16 protein-coding genes and 1 riboswitch are annotated in these 21,737 nt (G+C 41.9%); of the genes, 8 read left to right on the top strand and 8 right to left on the bottom strand.

Annotated elements, in window-relative coordinates; all coding sequences use genetic code 11:
* Nucleotides 1-95: 95 nt before the first annotated feature.
* The 3 genes from PULV_RS07855 to PULV_RS07845 are packed head-to-tail and all read right to left on the bottom strand — an operon-like array spanning nt 96 to nt 4,685.
* The gene (locus PULV_RS07855) at nt 96-2,879 is read right to left on the bottom strand and encodes a coiled-coil domain-containing protein (RefSeq protein WP_193331403.1); all 2,784 of its coding nucleotides are present in this window, start codon (nt 2,877-2,879) and stop codon (nt 96-98) included.
* Entirely contained in the window at nt 2,879-3,421 is a 543-nt protein-coding gene (locus PULV_RS07850; RefSeq protein WP_086742338.1) for a condensin complex protein MksE, read from the bottom strand. Before PULV_RS07850 ends, PULV_RS07855 begins: the two co-directional genes overlap by 1 nt.
* Before the next feature lies 1 nt (nt 3,422).
* A complete protein-coding gene (locus PULV_RS07845) occupies nt 3,423-4,685 on the bottom strand; it encodes a hypothetical protein (protein ID WP_086742337.1) in 1,263 nt (420 codons plus the stop codon).
* A gap of 160 nt (nt 4,686-4,845) precedes the next feature.
* Here PULV_RS07845 and nhaD point away from each other — a divergent pair, with 160 nt between their 5' ends.
* Together nhaD and lysC are read left to right on the top strand one after the other, a co-directional pair.
* A complete protein-coding gene (nhaD, locus tag PULV_RS07840) occupies nt 4,846-6,099 on the top strand; it encodes a sodium:proton antiporter NhaD (RefSeq protein ID WP_193331402.1) in 1,254 nt (417 codons plus the stop codon).
* Between the two features lie 108 nt (nt 6,100-6,207).
* Nucleotides 6,208-6,382: riboswitch (Lysine riboswitch) on the top strand.
* Nucleotides 6,383-6,469: 87 nt separating this feature from the next.
* Nucleotides 6,470-7,813 carry a lysine-sensitive aspartokinase 3 gene (gene lysC, locus PULV_RS07835; protein WP_193331401.1) on the top strand — a complete coding sequence of 448 codons (1,344 nt, stop codon included), beginning with the start codon at nt 6,470-6,472 and terminating at the stop codon, nt 7,811-7,813.
* A 391-nt stretch (nt 7,814-8,204) separates the two neighbouring features.
* Here the strand turns inward: lysC and PULV_RS07830 are convergent, their stop codons facing one another.
* Entirely contained in the window at nt 8,205-8,954 is a 750-nt protein-coding gene (locus tag PULV_RS07830) for a 4'-phosphopantetheinyl transferase family protein (RefSeq protein ID WP_193331400.1), read from the bottom strand.
* Nucleotides 8,955-9,083: 129 nt separating this feature from the next.
* Between PULV_RS07830 and PULV_RS07825 the strand changes: the two genes are divergently transcribed.
* Nucleotides 9,084-10,406 carry a sodium-dependent transporter gene (locus PULV_RS07825; protein ID WP_193331399.1) on the top strand — a complete coding sequence of 441 codons (1,323 nt, stop codon included), beginning with the start codon at nt 9,084-9,086 and terminating at the stop codon, nt 10,404-10,406.
* 79 nt (nt 10,407-10,485) lie between these two features.
* On the opposite strand, the gene PULV_RS07820 is transcribed toward PULV_RS07825, so the two are convergent.
* Nucleotides 10,486-11,463: a 2-hydroxyacid dehydrogenase gene (locus tag PULV_RS07820; RefSeq protein ID WP_193331398.1), complete on the bottom strand. Its 978-nt coding sequence runs from the start codon at nt 11,461-11,463 to the stop codon at nt 10,486-10,488.
* Between the two features lies 1 nt (nt 11,464).
* On the bottom strand, nt 11,465-11,944 hold the full coding sequence (locus tag PULV_RS07815; RefSeq protein WP_086742331.1) for a glutathione peroxidase: 480 nt from the start codon (nt 11,942-11,944) through the stop codon (nt 11,465-11,467).
* A gap of 90 nt (nt 11,945-12,034) precedes the next feature.
* Between PULV_RS07815 and PULV_RS07810 the strand changes: the two genes are divergently transcribed.
* Nucleotides 12,035-12,916 (top strand): NAD(P)-dependent oxidoreductase, encoded by an 882-nt coding sequence (locus PULV_RS07810; RefSeq protein ID WP_193331397.1) that lies wholly within the window; start codon nt 12,035-12,037, stop codon nt 12,914-12,916.
* Nucleotides 12,917-12,992: 76 nt separating this feature from the next.
* Here PULV_RS07810 and sbcB read toward each other — a convergent pair whose 3' ends face one another.
* Complete coding sequence (sbcB, locus tag PULV_RS07805; protein WP_193331396.1) at nt 12,993-14,444, bottom strand: exodeoxyribonuclease I; 1,452 nt, start codon at nt 14,442-14,444, stop codon at nt 12,993-12,995.
* 1,674 nt (nt 14,445-16,118) lie between these two features.
* Between sbcB and PULV_RS07800 the strand changes: the two genes are divergently transcribed.
* From PULV_RS07800 to PULV_RS07790, 3 genes are all read left to right on the top strand, one after another.
* Complete coding sequence (locus PULV_RS07800) at nt 16,119-16,907, top strand: trypsin-like serine protease (RefSeq protein ID WP_086742328.1); 789 nt, start codon at nt 16,119-16,121, stop codon at nt 16,905-16,907.
* Nucleotides 16,908-17,500: 593 nt separating this feature from the next.
* Nucleotides 17,501-18,340, top strand: a complete 840-nt coding sequence (locus PULV_RS07795; protein WP_193331395.1) for an isopenicillin N synthase family dioxygenase — start codon at nt 17,501-17,503, stop codon at nt 18,338-18,340.
* 492 nt (nt 18,341-18,832) lie between these two features.
* On the top strand, nt 18,833-19,834 hold the full coding sequence (locus PULV_RS07790) for a succinylglutamate desuccinylase/aspartoacylase family protein (RefSeq protein WP_193331394.1): 1,002 nt from the start codon (nt 18,833-18,835) through the stop codon (nt 19,832-19,834).
* Nucleotides 19,835-19,840: 6 nt separating this feature from the next.
* On the opposite strand, the gene PULV_RS07785 is transcribed toward PULV_RS07790, so the two are convergent.
* Nucleotides 19,841-20,116, bottom strand: a complete 276-nt coding sequence (locus PULV_RS07785) for a hypothetical protein (RefSeq protein WP_086742325.1) — start codon at nt 20,114-20,116, stop codon at nt 19,841-19,843.
* A 143-nt stretch (nt 20,117-20,259) separates the two neighbouring features.
* On the opposite strand from PULV_RS07785, the gene PULV_RS07780 reads away from it, so the two are divergent.
* Entirely contained in the window at nt 20,260-21,660 is a 1,401-nt protein-coding gene (locus PULV_RS07780; protein WP_193331393.1) for a hypothetical protein, read from the top strand.
* The last annotated feature ends 77 nt before the right edge of the window (nt 21,661-21,737 follow it).

Below are 21,737 nucleotides of genomic sequence, written 5' to 3'. Positions count from 1 at the left end.
CAAACAATCCGAATATTCTGGATGGTTTGCTTTGTTAAACAGCTCCCTGTTTAACAGTGCCATGTTCAGCGGTGCTGTATTTAACGGTTCGTTGTTTAATTCTTGGGGTGTTGTACTTCAATCCAATCCTTTTCATCCACCCAGTTTTGAGCTCCTTGTTCAACGGTACGGATCGGCACAATGTAATCACAGCTGATTTGAGGTTTCACTGAAGCAAAAATGGGCACAAAACCAAAGCTCAGCGCTGTTTCAATAATGGCTTTTTGATTTTGTGGATCGATGTCAGCCGCTTCATCAATATAAATCGGAATGCGGTAGCGATTTTGTTCCTGATCCGATAATAGATAACGGATAAAGAGCATGCCGCACAAGAGTTTAATCGTGATACGGGTACCATTTGAGCCAGCAGAATCTATTTTATCAAAATGATCAATATCGCCTGCACGATTGACCACTTCAAAACGAATATCAAACAAATCTGCGAGTGTGAGCCCAGCTTTGTCGCTGGCAAACTGAATTAAATGATCTTTGGCTGCATTGACGACTTTTTCATCGGCAGGTTCACTTGACAGCAAATCAAGGGTATCGCCTTGTTCGTAAAGGTTAGCAGCACCAATAATGGTATCGATACTCTCAATTAACTGTTTACGAGGCAGCACATTGATTTTAAACGCTTGAAGATTTGAGATCTGATGCTGGCTAATGCCTTTATTGAAACTATTCATTTCTCGGCGTAAACGGTCGAGATCTTCTCGCAGGCCTTTTATGGTGGCGGCGACTTCAGTGAGTGCTACCCGAGCTTGGCGCTCTACCGCTTCGCGCTCATTATCAAGATTATGAAAGGCCGCGATTAATTTTTGGTATTTGGTTAGCTCGTCAGGTTCGTTGTCAAATTTTGCAATGCCCGCATTATAAATGTGCAGGTAAGTATTGCGCACATTGATGTCAAAATTGCGCAGCTCTTGGCAATCTTTATTAAAACGATGCACTAAATCAGCTAAATTATCAAAATCGATCATGATATCGATTAAATAAGGTGTGACCTTACCTGAGTAGTAATCGAGAGTGTGATCAATACGCTCCGATTTCACTTGGCGCAAGCGGTCGGCTTGGCGCTGGAGTTGATCTTTTTTACTTTTTACAATTGAACGGCGATCAGTAATGCCTGCTGCATCTCGTTGTACTTCTTGTAGTAAGTCGGCCACTTGTTCTTGCTCGGCTGTTAGTTGCTCTTGTAGCATCGCCTGTGCGGCTTCACTTTGCAGCATAGTGTGGTAGGTAGCAAAGCGCTCTAGTGCACTTTCAATTCCCATGAGCTCTTGATAAAGCGCTTCTTTTTCGGCTTGTTTACCAGCGACATTGGCCGCAACGTCTCGTTGGCGAGCAAAATCAACTAGGGCCGTTTTTAATGCTTCAAGCTGCGCTTGAATATGCTGTTTATCATCGCCAGTTTGCATGTGCAGAGCGGGCAGTTTTTTTAGTTTGATGTTCGCGCCTGGAAGCGTTAAAACACCGCCTTTGACTGCATCTGATAATACCGTCAAAAACTCACCAAAGGCTTGCTCGTCATCAATGGTGACATCCCCTTGGCTGCCTGTAGCCAAACTAAATAAATCAGGATTAAAAATACGGGATATTTCTTCGACTTCTTTCAGTGACAGCTCTTCTCGCATGCGAGTAAATAAATTGTATTCAAGATTTTTGAGTTGTAACTTCAGGCTTTTGATTTGTTTTTCGGTTTCTTTGATTCGAAAATCTAAGGTATGCAGACTTTGCCCTTGCGCACTGGTAATCGAATGAGACAACTGATCATATTGTTGTCTTAAATTGGCTAAATTGGTTTTTAAAGTACTTTCATCGGCTAACTCAAATTCATGAGACAAGGCATTGAATTGGTTAAACCATTGCTCAAGCTGGGCTGATTTACGTTCTATGTCCCGTAACTGCTGCACATATAAATTTTGCTTTTGCTCAAAGTCGTGTTTTTCAGTTTCGATTTCGGCGAGGTTATGCTCAAGCTCATCGAGTTGAGCTTGCTGGTATTGCTCAAAATCCACCAGAGCTTGATCGATTTTTGGTGCGTGCGTAGCGAGTTTTCCTTTTAGCACACTTTGATTTTCAAGCATTGCTTCAAGGGCGCTGATGGGCTCTTGCATGGATTCGAGAGCTTTGAGTTCACGCCGTGAACGATTGACTTTATCAAATGCGCGGCGCCAAACTTCATAAAAGTCGACCTTAGAGTTAGACATATGACGCTCAAAAACACGTAACATAAAGCGCTTAACATCGGGGGCACCGAGCTTGTGTAAGTTTAAGATCTTACGGAAAATTTCTTTGTAAATCGCCGAGTCTTGTACATTGTTAAGTGGAATCATTTTAAGACTGATTTCACTGTCGAACGGGCTCGCGCCACCTGTTAGTAATGCATTGAGTTCTTGGGCTTTTAATTCAAACGGTGAAAAACTGAGTGACTTTAAATGATTAAATAACTGCGTGTATTTAACGATGGTTTTACCTTGGGTGTAGTCAGTAATATTCAGTTTACCGTTGTAACAAAAAAACTGATGGGCAAACCCAGCTATTTTTCCAAGGCCCGCCACACCTATCACCACCGGCCCATGAGGCAGCTCTGCTTCGAGTAAAATATAGGATTGATCTGAACTAAAATAGAATTTTCTGGTTTCTTCTAAATCATGGCCATCCCACTCTGTAAGGCGCAAATCATTAATTAGTGGAAACTGTAAGGCATTAATCACCGAACTTTTACCGGTGTTGTTCGGCGCGCAGATTGAGCTACTTTTATCAAGTGGGATCACACACTTGGCATAGCCTGCGGTGTTGAGAAGGGCTAATTTGGTTAAGCCGAATAATTGTTCCATTATTGTTGCTCCTCCTCATCAATATGATTAATTTCCATAAGCGCATCAAGGTAGCGATAAATGGGGCTTTGTACTACAAAACCTTGTTCTACTTCTTTGGCTAAACCAAAACGGTTCATACGCATAAACACATCTTTACGTAAGTCTGAGCCTGAAAAAATTTCGAGTTGGTCAAACAAATGTTTATTGTTTTGCACTAACGTTTGCATCAGCTCTAAATCGCAGACGTGTTCGAAGAGGGCGCGCAGGGGATCTTTACCTTGATTGGCGAAATGTTCGACCAACACATAGGTAGTTAAGGCAAAGGCTCGGGATATTTTGCCCATGTTTGGGGTGCTGTCTTCGATCTCGAGGTAATAAAACCCTCGGCCGTCTTTGATTAGTTGATGGCCCAGCGCCTCAAATAGCGCAGTATATTGCTCGTGATAATGGTCGAGTTGTTGCCAAAGTTGCACATCTTGTTCACTGATATGGTAACCACTGACGAGTTTTTTATTAATGGTTTGTAGCTCAGTAAGTTCAGCTAAATTTATCTGTGTCATATTAGTTAGTTTTTAAAGTGGCCTGATACGGGTGAAGTTTAAATTGCGTATCGGCAAGAGTAATAATGGTTGCGTCGTCACTGTGGGCGACGTGTAACTGATCGTCATTAGCTAATTTCTGATACAGAAAAAGCATTTCATCGGCTTCAAGAGCCGGATAGGTGGTGTCGAGCCAATTGATAATATTGTGCGGTTGTGCGTTGTCACTGGATAAAGCCAGCTGCGCATTAAAGCGAGTTTTGACCGCGTTGTACTCGGGAATATTCGGGTTGATAAAGGCCGGCACATGAGATTGATCGGGCAATTGGTATTCCTCTTGCTCAAATTGTGCAATGTGAGCCATGTAGGCGACCATTTGATGAGCTTGACCGAGAGAAAACTTTTGTAGATCTGAAGTGATATGAGGTTGGCTGTGGCTTAATGTGGCATCGACCCCTTGTTTACGGATCACCCCAAGCACTTTTGCGACTTGTCGCGTTAATAACGTATTGCGGCGCAGCTCTTCCCGCAGTGGCATCAGCATATCGGCACTTTTGCGCAAGCTTTCGCGGCCACTGAGGTGCATATCTAAAATTCGGGTACGTAATTGTTCAAGTTGACGTTTTTCACTAAATAATTTACCCGAGAGGCTAATTTGCTCAAGTAAATCGCTGATGTGAGTTTCGATGGTGGTAAAACAGGCTTTGAATTCCCCGCCGATATCAATCATTTCGAGCATGGGTTCGATGTATTGATCAAAGGCTTCAATCACTGCTTGGTAGCGTTTGGCCAACGAACGGTGTGATTCATCCGCTTTGGCTTGTTCAACGATGTTTAAAATTGCATTTTCGTTGTGGTAAAAAAGTTTAACAATTTTTCGCACCCGTTCATCCATAATACGGGCATAACGGCGCAACTCATCAATGTCTTCATCTTGGCCTGCTTGAGTTAAACGCTGGCCTAAACGGGCTAAATCACGCACCAGCACGTGCACTTCTTCAGCAATACCTAAATTTTCTTCTTGTAATAAGTATTGAGCAAATTCTGCGATCGAACGATTGAGCTCGAGCTGAGATGATTTGGCGAGCGGAATAACAATATCGTGTGTGAGCAGGCGGTTGGCTTCTTTAAAAACTTTTTCGCCTGTCCAGCTTGGGTATTTTGCTTTTAAAATGGTTTGCACATCGTGGATGTTGAAATCGGCCATGTTAAAACGGGTGATCAAGGTCTCAATTAGAGGCCAATGTTCAGACAAAATATTGAGTATTTTTTTCGGTGGGATCATAACTATCCACTGCTTGATTAATATCTATTCTGATTTGAGTTACCACGACTAAAATCGTCGGTACACTCCGGTAGTTTTATGTACTTTTAAGTGCTAGACTACGCGCCGCTTGATTGTAACGCAAATATTTTACTTTTCTATTAAAGGTTGTTAACGAAAAATGGTTACCGGTATCATTCTGTCGCTAATTGCACTCGCGTTTGTGCTTATCGTTATAGAGGATATTATCCATGTAAACAAGGCCAAAACCACGCTTTTTTTTGGTACTTTATGTTGGATAATCGCTTTTATCTTCCCAATTCATGGCCAAAGCCCTGAAACTATACAACATGAGCTAGATCACAACATCTTAGAGATAGCCACTTTATGGCTCTTTTTAATGGCTGCGATGACCTTTGTTGCGTACTTAAACTCCAAAGGGTTTATTCAAAATTTAGTACAAAGAGTGATGCCCAAACAAATCAGTGAACGCAAGCTGATGTTTTTGGTCGGCGGCTTTGCCTTTTTGTTCTCGTCGATTTCTGACAATGTTACTGCCACACTTATTTCGTTAGCTGTGGTGATGTCGCTGAAGTTAGATGGTAAAAAGCTCATCAAATACACCACCTTAATTATTTTTGCGGTTAACTCTGGCGGAGTATCATTGATTACAGGTGATGTCACCACTTTGATGATTTTCTTAGCCGATAAAGTCACCATAGGTCATTTATTGTTATTGATTGCGCCAGCGGTTGTCAGTGTGATTGCACTTGCTGGGATGTTATCTGTAGGGATGAATGGCACGGTAGTGTTTGAAGAGCAAGCCAACCGCCGGGTAGAAAAAACCGATATCACCATCGCAGTTATTTTTCTTTCGACTATTTTTGGTACCTTGGCGCTCAGCGTTTTGTATTCTGTACCGCCATTATTAACATTTTTGTTCGGTTTAAGCTTAATGTTTTTAGTCGCACAATTTTTAATGCGCAAAAAAGACGTCAACAAAAAAATCATCGATTATATTCGTGAAATTGAATACGACACCTTGCTGTTTTTCGTAGGAGTTTTATTGCTCGTTGGCGCGATGAAAGAAGTGGGGGTTTTGAAACAATTTACCCATCTGTATGAAATTTTAGCCCCAGAATATGCCAATTACATTATGGGTTTACTGTCGGCAGCTGTTGATAATGTGCCCCTGACAGCGGCGTTGCTCAAAGCTGATATTGCAATGGATGCACGTCAATGGTTGACCTTTACGTATGCCACTGGCGTAGGCGGCTCGATGCTCATTATCGGCTCTGCGGCAGGTATTATTGCAATGAGTAAAGTCAAAGAGCTGACCTTTGTGAGTTATTTACGCCAGAGTGTCTACTTGCTTATTGCTTACACCATTGGTTATGTCGGTTCGTACTTTGCGGGCTTTATGATGACAATGTAAGTGGGCAGCCCTGTTGTCAAATAAATTAATGATTGACAGCTAGACGTCTAAACGTTAGATTTAAAACCCCGCTTTCGAGTGGGGTTTTTATTGCCTGTTTTAGACAGGTAATTCAGAAGAGGTGCGAAGGCCAGGTAGTACATATGAGGACGCGGTGTCTAGTGACTATGTATCGAGGGGGACCTTCGCCGAGGGAAAATGCACACCGCAGTGTTATTTTCTCGGTTTTAGAGGCTGAATCCTCTGAACTGTCACCAATTAATGGTGGAGAGCTTCTGGCAGTGGATTACATCGATTACCTTCAGTACCCTTGCCGTGCAGTTCTCCTTGAGTAGCATTTATTAGCCTTGCTAATAAATAAGGAGACCCAATGAATTCATCTTATGTTGTTGCCAAGTTTGGTGGCACAAGTTTAGCCGATTACCCTGCAATGCAGCGCTGTGCGCAAATTATCCATGACGATAATCATGTTCGCCTGGTGGCTGTTAGTGCCAGTGCGGGTGTCACCAATCACTTAGTGGCGTTAAGCCAAAACAATATTTCTGCCGATGAGCGCCAATCTCATATTGATGGTGTGTTGGCTATTCAAAATAATATTTTGGCGCATTTAACCCTTGAAGCTGATTTAGCCACAGTGTTTTCGCAAACTTTGGCGGAATTTGAGCGTTGTGCTGCAATTATCAGTACCAGCGAACAACATAACGACGAATTACTTAGTTTTGGTGAGCGTTTATCATCGTGTTTATTCAGCCAAGTATTGCGTGACGTTGGGGTGAATGCACAGCGCTTTGATGTACGTACAGTATTAAAAACCGACGCCCATTTTGGTAAAGCCTCTCCCAATGTTGCTGCGACCAAACAAGCTGCTGAGGCTCACTTAGTACCCTTACTGGATGATGCGGTGATAGTGACACAAGGTTTTATTGGCTCTGATCAGCATGGCCGAACAACCACTCTTGGGCGCGGTGGCTCAGATTACAGTGCAGCATTACTGGCCGAAGCGGTTTCGGCAAAAAGTGTCCATATTTGGACCGATGTGGTGGGGATTTTCAGTACCGATCCGCGTTTATGTGAAAAAGCCCGCCCAATCGCAAAACTAAGCTTTGATGAAGCAGCCGAAATGGCCACGTTTGGTGCAAAAGTCTTACACCCTGCCACTATTTTACCGGCCAGCCGCGCTGGAATTAGTGTATTTGTCGGTTCAAGCCGTGAGCCTCATCAAGGAGGCACTTGGATTGAAAAAGAAAAATCGCAGCATCCGGGCATTCGCGCGGTTACTCAGCGTAAAAACCAAATACTCTTGACGTTAAAAAGCCCAGAAATGCTGCTCGCCAGTGGCTTTTTAGCACGAGTGTTTACGATTTTATCTGAGTCGAACATTTCGGTAGATCTCGTTACTACCTCAGAAATCAGCGTGGCGTTGACGTTAGATAATGCGCCCAATGCCAGTCGCCCAGAACTTGATCAGGCGTGTCTAGAGCGTTTAAGTGAGTTTTGTCATGTCACGGTTGAAAACAACTTAACTCTAGTTGCTTTAGTTGGCTCTGAAATTCAATTACGCCAGCACGAAATGAACCTGATGCAAGTGTTAGCTGATTTTAATATTCGGATGATTTGCCACGGTGCGAGCAAACATAATTTGTGCTTTTTGGTTGAACAGACAGAATCAGATGCTGTGGTGCAATCGATTCACCGTCGATTACTTGAAGCATAATTAAAGCATCAGAATGTAAAAACGAGCCAACAGGCTCGTTTTTTGTGTCGGATTATTTATTTAGTGATTTTTCGTTAAATAGTGAATGGTAGATATTTGTGAAAGAAGAGGGAACTGTTAGGGTCTGTTGACCTTTGCGGATTAAAATTTGTTCAAACTAGGAGCGATTTAATCGCGGCGTGAGGTTTGTAACCTAGCGGGCTAAGTCAAAACCGAGCAACAAAGAGTAATTCGCTCCTGGGCAGAACCCGAAGGGCAGCGCCTGTTTGGCATTGATGCTGCGTTATCACCTATTTATGGGGAACACCACACCACATAGGTGCTGCCTTGCCTAAATACCAAACAGACTGCTGCAAATTTAACCCTGAAAGGTCAACAGACCCTAATTAAATCAATTTATTGACAAACTCTTTTCATTGAGTGTAGAGGCTTGGATGTGTTTAAATTCGAGAGGCGAAGCACAGATCAAACTTAAATCAAACTGGTTGATTTGCGTGCTCTGGCTATGTAACTGATTGGATTGAATGAGTTCGAATACGTTAGGGCGTAGCAATTGTGCAATGGGCTTTTTGAGTGTCTTGGCGAGTGCTTCTTTAAGCGTCCAAATCCGATAAAAACAGGCAGCTTGTTGCTCATTAGCTGCACTTTGTTCAATTAGTTCGACTTCGTCTGGATGATAAAAGTGCTTGGCGAGTTTTAAAAAAGCGCGGGGTTTATTGGTGCGCTCTAAATCAAGGCCAAATGCGTGGTTGCCAAGGCTCATTGCCACAGCCACAAAGCCGTTCGAATGGGATAAACTCACCGAAACGGGTAAAAGTTGGTCATGATGCCAAAGCTGTAATTGTCTTTGCTCAGCATCAAAGCGGCTAGCAAACTCGGTGGCGTTTGCGCCAAAGGTGCTCACCAATACACGTTTGATAATCATTCGGCTGATGCAATATTCTTGCTGAGCTTGCTGTTTTTTACGCTGCGCTAAGATGCAATGTTCATCTGGATGAAGAATTTGCTTAAGATTGAGTGTTTGTAGATCGGCATTTGAGCCATCACATAACCAAACAGCCAGCTGTTTTTCTGACAAGCTAAAGTCATCTTCAGTGCCATGTTGAATGGTCAGAGTGTTGGCAAAATAGTCAATTGGCATAAAAACTCAGCAATTAAGTTCAATTGGTTATGAATTATACCTAAGTAAGTGATCCTTGGTACTGTTTTAGCTATATGAAGCGCGTTCAATATGGTTTAATAGCGCAAAATAACAAAAGATGAGCGGAAAATGGCACAACTAAGAGATGGCTTTCAAAGCCGATTAGGTTTTGTTTTAGCTGCAGCCGGGGCAGCGGTCGGGCTAGGTAATATTTGGGGTTTTCCAACACAAGCGGCCAATCACGGCGGTGGTGCATTTTTACTGGTGTATTTTATTGTTATCTTTTTGTTGGCTTTACCGGCTTTATATACTGAGTTGTATTTAGGTCACAGTGCACAAGCAAACCCAGTCGTTGCACTTAAAAAAGCCTGTGCAGAGCAAAGCGCGAAAATGGGCGCGGCTGCGGGGTACATAGGGTTAAGTGGTGCCATCGTCATGCTGAGTTTTTATTCGATAGTCGCAGGTTGGATGATTGCTTACAGTATTGAGCCCATTGCGACATTTTTTGGTTGGCAAGCCCTTGCTGAGTTTCTAAACAGCGATACTATGCTGCGGAACTTTATTTTTACTCCCGTGATTTTATTCTTTACCGCCTTAATTATTCTACAAGGGGTGAAATCAGGCATTGAAACTTGGTCTCGCCGCTTAATGCCCATGTTGTTGCTGTTGCTGGTTGGATTGATTGTGTATATCGGCACATTAGAAGGGGCGATGGCTGGGTTTTCGGCATATTTGGTGCCTGATTTTTCGCAAATTCGCGATCCTGATTTAATTATTGCAGCCATGGGACAAGCGTTTTTCTCTTTGTCGCTTGGGGTTGGTTGTATGATGATTTATGGCTCGTATTTAAAGCCTAATGAAAACTTACCTAAGCTTGCTTTATCGGTGGCACTGCTCGATACCAGTGTGGCATTTTTAGCTGGATTGTTGATTATTCCGGCTATTTTTGTTGCTCAACAACAAGGTGTGGAAGTGTTTCAAGATGGTAAGCTCATTGGTGAAGGGCGCTTAATTTTTGCTGTCTTACCTGAGTTGTTTGCAACTATGGGCCAAATAGGGTTATTGGTTGGGTTTTTCTTTTTTGTGTTGATGTCGATAGCTTCTATTACTTCGACTATTTCTTCGACAGAAATTCCGGTTGCGTTTTTAGTTGAAAATCATCAAGTCAGTCGTAGTAAAGCCACTTGGTTAGTGACCTTAGTCATTTTTGCGTGTTCTAGCTTAATTATTTTAAATTTTGAATGGTTATTTGGCCTAGTCATTCAGTTATTTACACAGTATCAATTGCCGTTAATGGGGCTGTTTTACTTTATTACTGTGGGCTGGTTGTGGCGTCGTGGTAATCAATTACGCGAAGTGACCAGCGGTTTTCATTATTGGTTTGCCCAGTATGTACGGTTTGTTTGCCCTGTTTTAATGACCGCGGTCTTTTTAAACGTCGCGTTTGGTTAGCATAAAAGTTAAGAAAAAGCCGCTCAAGTTGTGATGACTTAAGCGGCTTTTTTATTGGCTAGAGGCTAGAGGCTAGATGTTAGGGCAAAACTTGATTGGTAAAGGGTTGGTTTTGCACTAATTGTTCGATGTTTTGATGAGTGATATGAGCAATTTCTTGTAGTGCCTCTTGAGTAAAAAAACCTTGATGGCCAGTGATAAGGACATTTGGAAAGGTCAGCAAGCGCTGAAACTCATCATCTTGAATAATTTCTTCACTCATGTCTTTAAAGAATAATTCTGACTCTTGCTCGTACACATCTAAACCTAAGTAACCTAAGGTTTTGCTTTTGAGTGCCGCAATAGTGGCACGAGTGTCCACTAAGGCTCCGCGGCTAGTATTAATCAGCATCACGCCTTTTTTCATTTTTTCATACGCGGCATCATCGATTAAATGATGAGTCTCAGGCGTAAGAGGGCAATGTAAGCTGATGATATCGCTTTGTGTTAATAGCATATCCAAAGGGACATAGTTTAGAGTCTCGATACTAGGAGCGGGATCATAAGCTAAAACGTTGGCGCCAAAGCCACTTAAAATACGGCACAGTGCTTGGCCAATTTTACCTGTGCCAATTACACCCACTGTTTTGTTGTGCAAGTTAAATCCTAATAAGCCATTCAGGTCAAAATTACCTTCTTTGACTCGGTTGTAAGCTTTATGAGTTTTTCGGCTCAAGGTCAGCATGAGCGCGATACAATGCTCTGCCACGGCTTCTGGGCTGTAGGCCGGCACGCGAGTGATTGGCAGACCCAAAGAATTGGCGGCCGCGAGGTCAACATTGTTAAACCCTGCACAACGTAAGGTCACAAGCTTAACATTGAGTGCACTTAATGTTGCTAATACCTCAGCGCTGAGATCATCGTTAACAAAGGCGCAGACAACTTGGCAATCTTCGGCTAATTTAGCCGTTAATGTGTTTAATGGTTCAGAAAAAAAACGTAAGGTATGGTTTGCCAGATTGTGGGCATTAAAAAAAGGTTGTTCGTATTTTTGGGCACTAAAAAACGCAATGTTCATCTTATAAAATGCTCTCTATTACGGCACTGATAGCATCTGGCTTAGTACGAGGGGCGTACCGAGCTTCGACTTGACCAGCGCGGTTAATTAAAAACTTGGTAAAGTTCCATTTAATTGCCCGAGCATGCATTAAGCCGCGAGAGTTTGTTTTAAGAAAGTTAAACAACGGAAGCGCATCTGGGCCATTGACAGCGACTTTTGAGAATATCGGGAAGCTGATACCGAATTGTAGCTCACAAAACTGTTTTATTTCATCATTTTGCGCCGGTTCTTTGTTTTCAAATTGATTACACGGGAACGCCAGTACATGAAAGCCTTGCGCTTTGTATTTTTGGTAGAGTTGCTCGAGTGCGACATATTGCGGTGTTAACTCGCATTTACTCGCAGTATTGACTATCAATAGCGGTTGGCCTTGAAATTGTGCAAGTTCAAGCAGCTCACCGTTGGCAAGCGGGGCACTAAAATCAAAAATAGACGCCATTAGGTTTCCTTTTAATGGGTAGGAAAACGAATGAGTTCTCCTTATAATCATGTTAATTATCAGAGTTTAGCAAGCAAATAGGACAAAATTATGTCAATCAATGTTGCCTTTATTGGCTTAGGCGTTATGGGGTTTCCTATGGCGGGTCATTTAACCAAAGCTGGGTATAAAGTCACGGTGTATAACCGTACTATAGAAAAGGCGCTGCAATGGGCCGAGCAATATCCCGGCAGTGTGGCAAAAACCCCAGCACTTGCCGCATCCGGTGCTGATTTTGTGTTTATCTGTGTGGGAAATGATGATGATTTACGTGCAGTCACACTCGGCAACGATGGTGTGTTGTCGACCATGGCGGCCGGTGCTGCGCTGGTCGATCATACGACCACGTCAGCGGATGTTGCTAAAGAAGTCGCCGCTGCTGCAAAGTTAAATGAAGTACAATTTATGGATGCGCCAGTATCTGGCGGGCAAGCCGGGGCTGAAAATGGCGTGTTGACCATTATGTGCGGAGGCGATGAGGCGCTGTTTAATCGTGCTCAACCTGTCATGGCGGCTTACGCTCGTTTTAGCCAATTGTTAGGGCCTGTTGGTGCTGGGCAGTTGTGTAAAATGGTCAATCAAATTTGCATTGCAGGGGTTGTTCAGGGGTTAGCTGAAGGATTGCATTTTGCCCGCTCTGCGGGCCTTGATGGTGAAAAAGTCATGGACACTATCGCTAAAGGCGCGGCCGGTTCGTGGCAAATGGAAAACCGCCATAAAACCATGTGGGCAGGGGAATACGATTTTGGTTTTGCTGTTGATTGGATGCGAAAAGATTTAGGCATCGCCCTAAGTGAAGCCCGCAACAATGGCGCGGCGTTACCCGTTACGGCATTAGTTGACCAATTTTATGCGGATGTGCAAGCCATGGGTGGCAATCGCCACGATACCTCAAGCTTATTGTCTCGTTTAGAGCGCAACCGCGATAAATAAGTGTAATAAGTAAGCGTGAGAGATTAAAAAAGGTGCCGACAGCACCTTTTTAGTTTTTCTTGCTGAGAGTTCACAGTTATAAATTTTGTGCGTAGTGATAGAGGGCTTTTAGAATACTCATGTTGCGTTCATTGCCTTCGTTTTCATGGACCAAGTTTTCGAGGTTCATCATGAATTCTTGGGCATCAATTGATGGACTGTCTTCGCCATGCATCAGTTTGTTCTGACAGTATTTTCGCCATTGTTCAATTTCTTGCGGTGACAGAGTTTCGGGGTAGTTACGCGCGCGATAACGAAATAATAAAGTGTCGAATTTTTTGTCTTCAAACTCAAGGCCTAAGGTGGCTAGATTTTGCGGCTGCGCTTCACGGATAATATCAAACTTATGTTTATCAGCATTGGAAGTAAAGCCGCTATAGAGCTGGTAATCGCAATTATCGCTGCCTGTAAAGTCTTGTTGTGATTGAAATACCTCGGTGACTTTTTCGCGCAGTTCAGGGTGTGCTTTGAGTACAGCCAAGTGTTTTAAACATTGCTCGCGATCGATGCCAATATTAGCCGCGTTTTCTGGCAACAGGGTTTTTGCGGGGGCGACAATCGGGCATTTATTGAGGTGCACGAGTTTTAAGCCTATCGGTTGTTCACCTTCAGCTAACTCACTGCGTTTAGTGTAGAGTTTGCCGCGGATTTCGTCAGCGGTTAATTCAAGCAGTGGGCTGGGATCATGGGTGAGGTTGAAACAAATCACTGCATTTTTATTGACTGGATGAAACGCCATGGGCGCAATCCAAGTTGTACAACCTTGGCTTGCTGGAATTTTTGATGAGGTATGAACCAGCGGCACCATATTGAAAATATCAAATAAATCAGCCACGGCCTTTTTAAAGCGCAACTTAAAGAAAAAATCATACAGTTTTGGCTGCGTATCTTTAATAAGCTTGGCCAAAGCGATAGTTGCTGTGACATCCGATAAGGCATCGTGCGCAGCGGCATGCTCAATGCCGTTGGCTTTGGTGAGCTCTTCTAATTTAAAACTTGGGCTACCATCTTCTTTTCGAGGCCAATTAATCCCTTCAGGGCGCAGAGCATAACAGGCTCGCACTAAGTCAATAATGTCCCAGCGGCTATTGCCGTGTTGCCATTCTCGAGCATACGGATCATAAAAATTGCGGTAAAATGCATAACGACTGACTTCATCATCAAAGCGAATACTATTATAACCAGCCACACATGTATTTGGCTTGGCGAATTCATGGTGAATTTTGGCGATAAACTCGGCTTCAATCAAACCATGTTTTTGTGCATGCTGAGGGGTGATCCCGGTGATTAAACACGCTTGCGGATGGGGTAAGTAATCTGGAGCCGGCTTGCAATAAATAATCAGTGGCTCACCAATAATGTTTAGATCTAAATCTGTGCGCACGCCTGCAAATTGACTCGGACGGTCTTTTTGAGGGTTGGCACCAAAGGTCTCATAGTCGTGCCAAAAGATACTTGGTGTATCGCTGCTGTATTCTGTGGTTGTCATTGCGTTCCAAAGCTCTCATTTTTCATGAGCTTAAGCTCATTGTTTGTTTCTAGCTGTCTTCGTTTTTTTTAGTATTTGAGATCATGTGTGTATAAAGTCGTGGATTCATTTTATGTGAAGCGCGTATAAATAATTGTAGGGCAATTAATGACACTCAACTTCGAAAAAAATATAGGAAAACACACAATCCTTATACATTATCGCACAGAGATAGCTTATCTGTAAGGGTGTCTGTCAGAGGTGGTGAGATGCCAGTTGCCTAAATTATATGTCTGCGATTCACGTTCAGTATATGTTGAGAGCAGAACTTGCCGTTCGTATGGAGTTAACAGTTTAACGGCGTGTGAGGCTTGTTTAGAAAAGGTGATTAATGTGCTGTTGGGGTCGGTTTAATGGGTGAGAGAAACTATCGATATTAGATATTTGATATTTGGTTAGAGCGAGAAACGCTCAGTCAAAGGTGATGATGTATAGAAATCAAGATTTAGCCTGTTTTATATTAGGGCGTGAGCACGGGGTTTTGGCATCGGTTTGAGCTTTGAGAAAAGTTCGTATGTTCGAATTGTAGCAGTGACTTTATGTCGCGATTGGCCGTACTTGTGATTTGTAGGTTGAGCTTTAGCTCGACGGCTATTTAACTGGATTACTCGTTTGCAAATTAACATCTTTGTCGCGCTGGCGACGACAGCCAAAGAGGGGCTAGCGCTGCCCCCTCTCTGGACACTCTCCGCGCCCCGACATCACGCTAAATCCTGCAAATAATCAATTGATGTGAGCGTCAGTGGTGAAGATAGGCCATCCATGGCCAAGCTTCACCTTGCATTTCATCCATGAAATGCCGGACTCATCAATTGCTTATTTTACGGGCGTGATCACGGGGAGATTGTTGGCATCGGTGTATGTTTTTAAATTGGTTGTAGGTGCAAGCCTCGGCCGCTTTTGTAGGTTGGGCTTTAGCCCGAAAGTTATTTAAAAGCGGTTTTCAAATAAACAACTGCTTTTAAATTAAAAAACTGCTTTTCAAATTAACCCCGTTGTCGCGTTGGCGACCAAAGAGGGGCTGCCGCTGACCCCCTCTCTGGACACTCTCAGCGCCCCGACATCACGCTAAATCCTGCAAATAATCAATTGATGTGAACGTCAACAGTGAAGATAGGCCATCCATGGCCAAGCTTCACCTTGCATTTCATCCATGAAATGCAAGACTCATCAATTGTTTATTTCCCGGGCGTGATCACGGGGGAGGTTGGCATCGGTGTTATTTGCAAGCTGTTTGTCTAAACGACTTTATGTCGCGACAGAGTTTGTTTGTGATTTGTTCAATCAATGATTTCTAAACAGAAGTCATTCAATCCATCACTAATTTCGATACCGATTTGTATTGTTTCATAATGAAAAAGATTTAAAATCAAAGGGGTATTTGTAACTGTCATGTATTTTTATTAAGCAGGGGAAACTCTTGAAAACACCTCCAACACCTCCAACACCTCCAACACCTCACAGATACCGCAAGAAAACCAATCTAAAACCCCGATTTAAAATCTCACCTCAAAACAGCCTAAACGATTGAATCAAAATAGGAACTCAGTTATGGTTCAAAGACTAATTAAAATAACTTGAAAACGAGTAAATCTACAGGCTCGTTAGCTACCCATCAATGAACATGGACGTAATATGAAAGTTTTATTTATCATATCAATTATTTTCTTTTCTACATGCAGCAATGCTGTAGTGAAGAGACATGATGTTCCCCCTGAAAATTATGTCATTGATAAAAAGCCTGAATATCTAATAGATATGCCCCATGAAGGACATGCAGTATTAATAAATTCACAATGGGTTGTAACTGTAGCACACACTATATTTTATGATTATGTTGGTAAGGATTTATTAATTGGTTCAAAAGTGTATGAAATTGAAAGCGTTCATATACATCCAGATTACACCCAACCTAATAAAGATTTACTTAAAGGTGATTTAGCGCCACTAATGAATTTTTTCGAATCGAGAAGTGATATAGCGTTAATCAAATTAACTTCAACTGTTAGTGGTGTAGAACCAATCAATATATATTCTGGTAAAAGTGAAAAAGACAAAACAATTACAGTCTATGGTAGGGGAGCTACTGGGAACGGATTAACTGGGGAAGACCCAGATACTAAATCACTTCGTGTGATGAACCAGTTTCAAAATATTGTTGAAAGTGCGAAAGGTAACTGGTTATCATTTAACTTTGACGAACCAGAAAACGCATTACCACTTGAAGGTATGCATGGTTCAGGAGATAGCGGTGGTGCTTCTGTTATCTTTCAAGAAGGTGTTCCTTTTCTTGTAGGTTTATCAAGTTGGCAGTTAGGGCATGGCGATATATCTGATTTTAAAGGTGGTTTGTATGGTACTACTGCTTATCAAGTTAGGGTGTCAAATTACCATGACTGGATATTAGGTGTATTGGGTAGCTAACCCATCTGAACCAATCTCTCGTCAATAGGCATTACTTATCTTTTTGACCGCGCAAGCGGTCAAATCCAAATCAATCAATACATTCATCTACTTCATCTGTCGGTTAGCTGTTAAATCGTGGTGCTTTTTTAATAACAGTATGCAAACACATATAGAGGCTCTCTTAATACGATCTTATCGTTACCTAACGCTTTTCACTCTTTTGAAATATCAGGGGGCACTTCGTCTAAATGGCTTTAGAGGGCAGGGCGACGCAGGAAGCCAAAGCCGAGAGGTTTATCGGTTAACCCTAAGATGGCACTATTCAAGTCATAGGTGCTTTTTGCACCGTTAGTTTTAGGCTTATTTAAGCTGTAAATGACATTGTTGATTGTATAAATGCAGAGCATTTTGGTGAGTCTGTTTTTATGAAGCAAAGATGATCTATATCAATTTTAAGTAAAAGCACTAAAATCAAATTTTCATTATTTACTTAGCTTTATCAGTTGGTTGAGAAAATACAGGGTTTTAATTGCTTGTTTTTCAAACAGTCGTATGCTTGTTATTTATTGGATACCTTTTTAAACTAGCTTTTATTTTTTGGTGGAACTCTCATGCAACTCCCTACCGTTGACTACCTTGCAGATGATGCTGCGCAGCAATTTGTTGAATCTTTACGTAATACTGGTTTTGGTGTGTTAAAAAATCATCCGATCCCACAACAGCTTGTTGAATCAATTTATAATAATTGGCAGGCTTTTTTTAATTCTGAGCAAAAAAATGATTTCTTATTTAGCAAAGAGACTCAAGATGGTTACTTTCCGCCGTCTGTTTCTGAAGTGGCTAAGGGGCATCAAGTCAAAGATATTAAAGAGTATTATCATGTGTATCCGAAGGGGCGTGTGCCTGCACAATTAGAAGCAGAGATCCGTGAGTACTACCGATTAGCCAGTGAATTTGCGGCGCAATTACTCAGCTGGGTACAAGATAATTCTCCCGCCGAAGTGAGCCAGCATTTTTCCATTGATTTAAAAGACATGATTGCTGACAGTGAAAAAACATTACTGCGTATTTTACACTACCCACCAATGACAGGTGATGAGGAGCCGGGAGCGATTCGTGCAGCAGCCCATGGTGATATTAATTTACTTACAGTGCTACCTGCGGCTAATGAGCCGGGTTTACAAGTCCAAACCCAAGACGGTGGCTGGTTAGATGTTCCCTGTGATTTTGGTAATTTGATTATTAATATCGGAGATATGTTGCAAGAAGTGTCAGGTGGTTATTTTCCTTCAACAATCCATCGAGTGATAAATCCAAGCGGTAAAGCGAGCGATAAATCACGGATTTCTTTGCCATTATTTCTGCACCCTCATCCTGAGGTCGTGTTATCAGAGCGCTACACCGCGCAGAGTTATCTTGACGAACGATTAAGAGAGCTGGGGGTTAAATAAATAACCTAATGAGTATTAGAGCACCACAGTTGCTCGTTATTATTGATAATTGTAAAGAATTTGCGTGTGAGCAATTTGAGTTTTACACGCAAATTCCCCTTCTTTTTTGCTAAAACCACTGCTTGAATGGCTGTCTCAGCCTGCTGATGTTAAATCATACCGCCTAGTTTCTTTTTCAGAATATAAGCTGTTAAAAAGATTGTCTTAATTTGAAAAGTCCTGTAATTAGAGTGTGTTGCTATTTTCTGAGGGCGTTTTTAGCTGAACTCTTCAAACTGCCTTTGTGACTCACTTTGACTGTGTTATCGGCTTGTTATGTAGAAAAACTACATTGCAAAGCCTCTGACTTGTCTCAATGAGTAACAATTTGCAGTAAAAACAACCTTGAAAGAGCAACAGACCCTAGTTTATTCGTAAAGTATTATCTATACATAATATCAGTAGAGATTGCTTTAATGGTGAAGCGATTTTTTATTTTAAGGTGATTAAACTGTGCCAAAATCATTTGTCTTTTGTGGAACTGAGATTGCGCTTGGCAGCCGTTCTCAAATCAATATCCCGGTGGCAAAATTATACACAGGAACCGATATGTCGATTCCTGTCACGGTGATCCGTGGTAAACGTGCTGGACCCAATTTATTTATCAGCGCGGCGATTCATGGTGATGAGCTCAATGGCATCGAGATTATCAGACGTTTGCAAAGCCAAGAGGCATTAAAATCGCTCAAAGGCACCTTGATTTTAGTCCCTATGGTGAATGTATTTGGTGTACTTAATCAAAGCCGCTATTTACCCGATCGCCGTGATTTAAATCGCTGTTTTCCGGGCTCTCAAAAAGGCTCACTAGCAGGGCGTCTGGCCAATTTATTTTTAAAAGAAATCGTTGAAAAATGCGATTATGGCATTGATTTACATACAGGGGCGGTTCATCGCAGTAATTTGCCTCAAGTGCGAGCCAATCTTCAAGATGAAGAAACCTTGGCGATGGCTGAAGCGTTTGGTGTACCTGTGTTATTAAATTCAAACTTACGTGATGGATCTTTGCGCCAAGCTGCTGCCGATAGTGGGGTTAAAATCTTACTGTATGAAGCAGGTGAAGCATTGCGATTTGATGAGCTATGTATTCGCGCCGGCCTAAGAGGGGTACTCGATGTCATGCGTCATTTGGGCATGTTACGTAAGGTTAACCGCAAGCATACTGTGGCCCCTTTTGTTGCAAGTACCAGCTCTTGGCTTAGAGCAACAGAAAGTGGCATAGTGCATTTGTTGAAAAACTTAGGTGATCATGTTCAGAAAGACGAAGCCATAGCTAAAATTTATGAGCCAAATGGTCAGCGTGTTGAAACCATTAAAGCGAAAAATGAAGGGATTGTCATTGGTCGTTTAAATATTCCGTTAGTGCAAGAAGGCGATGCACTGATGCATATTGCTATGTTTTCACAAACGGAAGAAGTGGCAGAGCATGTTGAAATAATGCACGAGATTTTTGAATAATCGCCATTAAGCAATTTTAATTCGCACTACCTTCATAACTTCGATTTCAAAGCCAGCCACGGTATCGGTTTGAGGGTAGTAAGTTAAGTTTACTTGAGCGCCAACCAGTGATTTGTATTTCTTTTTACGCTGAAATTTAAATGCGACATCACATCCTTCGATCATGACGGTATTGAGGATCCAATCATCTTTAGCACGTTGCACATGAGACACGACCTTCTGGTTTTCAGAATGGATGAGCTTTTGATGTGTTTTTAATAATTTATCGAGTTTTTTATTCATGTTGCTACGGGTTATTTGTTGGTCAATTAGTATAACAGAAGTTCTCGATCAAATCTTAGTGCTGATTTTTATTAAAAAAAAGATATAAATTCAGTCTGTTAGGCTATAATCTCAGTAAGTAATATTTAGAGATTCGATTTTTAGTGAGTAAAATTCAACTTCGTCAGGATGAAAATTTATCGTTTAAATTGCGCCACCAATTATTGCCGCAAGACTTTATCCGTACTGATTTGTATTTCTCTTTACCGGTGGAAATGGGCATCAATCCGAGTACCCTTGAAGAGCAAGATTATTTTCATAGTAGTATCTCGACCCACAGTGCGTATTATTCAGATCAACTTCACCTTCCTCTTGTACGAAGCCGGTTTATCAGTCAGCAAAAAGGTGAACAAAGCGATTATCGCGTTAATTTAAATCTGTTTTGTTACCAAATTAAAATCGCCTTAGAGATTGATATCAAGCAAACCCTGAAAATAAAAGAGCCGGAGCCTTTTTTTAGCGCGGCAATGGAAATCAGCGAGCAAACTCAAGGGTTATTAAAAAAATTACGTCGTTATACTCCACCGGATAAAAAGCTCAGTTCCTTTTTTGAAACAGCTGATAACTATTTAAGTTGGCACATTGAGCAATCATTTTTAAAATTATTATCTCGAGGGCCAAAAAGTTCAGACTTTTCGGCGCAGCGGGAGGCACTGTTTGAATTTTGCGAATCCGAAAAACAATACCGAGAAACGAACCAATATAATTCGTTAATTACGTTATCTGATCCCAATCGTATTACCAACAAAATGCGATTATTACAGCGTTTAATTGAATTTGGCGTTGTTTTTCAAAAAGAAACGCGCAATCTTAATAATAATCTTAAGCGATTAGTGAAAGGCATTGTTACTGCTGTGATGATGGCTTTTGTAATGACATTAGTGCTTAATGCTCGCTCAAATTTTGCGGAAGTGACCTTTTTATTAGTTGCGCTATTGGGCTTAATTTATGGACTACGTGAAATATTTAAAGATGATATGACGCAGCTTATTTGGCGTTGGATCCAACGTGGGCGGCCTAAGTGGCAAAATGTATTCACGAATAGTGCCACTAAAAGACGCACCATAGTGCAAACTCTTTGGTTAGAATATATTAAAGCCAAAGAGTTGCCCGTCGAAGCGGATGCGCTTTTGCAAAAACGCCGACAACAGAATAAACAAGATGCGCAATTGCTGCATTTTCGCAGTGATAGCAAAGTGGTGGTGAGGGCATTTTTACCCGGTTACGATGAAATTCAAGAAACCATCACTTTTAACTTAACGCCGTTTGTGCGGTATTTGAAAAAAGGTGCAGGGCGGCTTTATAGCTCGGAAAACCGAAAAATCTCAAAGCAAGCTGTTGAACGCCGCTATCAGATAAATTTAGTTGTGACACAAACAGATAAAGAAGAAACCATTACAGCGCAACGTTTTAAAATTACACTCAATCGTTCAGAAATAATTAATATCGAAGCAATGGAAGACAATGATTCAAAGCCAGCTGAATCGGTCGAACCTGTCGCTTAAAGTACCGCTACATATTCGAACAATCGCTCACAGTTTAATACAAGCAAAGTATTTATAGTTTGGTTTTAACTACTCAT

The organism is Pseudoalteromonas ulvae UL12, assembly GCF_014925405.1.
Lineage (GTDB): Bacteria > Pseudomonadota > Gammaproteobacteria > Enterobacterales > Alteromonadaceae > Pseudoalteromonas > Pseudoalteromonas ulvae.
This window is presented reverse-complemented; position numbering and strand designations above follow the sequence as displayed.

Excerpts from the sequence above, each read along its gene's own strand:
- PULV_RS07855 (WP_193331403.1), bottom strand. The coding sequence starts at position 2,879 with ATGGAACAATTATTCGGCTTAACCAAATTAGCCCTTCTCAACACCGCA.
- PULV_RS07850 (WP_086742338.1), bottom strand. The coding sequence starts at position 3,421 with ATGACACAGATAAATTTAGCTGAACTTACTGAGCTACAAACCATTAAT.
- PULV_RS07845 (WP_086742337.1), bottom strand. The coding sequence starts at position 4,685 with ATGATCCCACCGAAAAAAATACTCAATATTTTGTCTGAACATTGGCCT.
- nhaD (WP_193331402.1), top strand. The coding sequence starts at position 4,846 with ATGGTTACCGGTATCATTCTGTCGCTAATTGCACTCGCGTTTGTGCTT.
- lysC (WP_193331401.1), top strand. The coding sequence starts at position 6,470 with ATGAATTCATCTTATGTTGTTGCCAAGTTTGGTGGCACAAGTTTAGCC.
- PULV_RS07830 (WP_193331400.1), bottom strand. The coding sequence starts at position 8,954 with ATGCCAATTGACTATTTTGCCAACACTCTGACCATTCAACATGGCACT.
- PULV_RS07825 (WP_193331399.1), top strand. The coding sequence starts at position 9,084 with ATGGCACAACTAAGAGATGGCTTTCAAAGCCGATTAGGTTTTGTTTTA.
- PULV_RS07820 (WP_193331398.1), bottom strand. The coding sequence starts at position 11,463 with ATGAACATTGCGTTTTTTAGTGCCCAAAAATACGAACAACCTTTTTTT.
- PULV_RS07815 (WP_086742331.1), bottom strand. The coding sequence starts at position 11,944 with ATGGCGTCTATTTTTGATTTTAGTGCCCCGCTTGCCAACGGTGAGCTG.
- PULV_RS07810 (WP_193331397.1), top strand. The coding sequence starts at position 12,035 with ATGTCAATCAATGTTGCCTTTATTGGCTTAGGCGTTATGGGGTTTCCT.
- sbcB (WP_193331396.1), bottom strand. The coding sequence starts at position 14,444 with ATGACAACCACAGAATACAGCAGCGATACACCAAGTATCTTTTGGCAC.
- PULV_RS07800 (WP_086742328.1), top strand. The coding sequence starts at position 16,119 with ATGAAAGTTTTATTTATCATATCAATTATTTTCTTTTCTACATGCAGC.
- PULV_RS07795 (WP_193331395.1), top strand. The coding sequence starts at position 17,501 with ATGCAACTCCCTACCGTTGACTACCTTGCAGATGATGCTGCGCAGCAA.
- PULV_RS07785 (WP_086742325.1), bottom strand. The coding sequence starts at position 20,116 with ATGAATAAAAAACTCGATAAATTATTAAAAACACATCAAAAGCTCATC.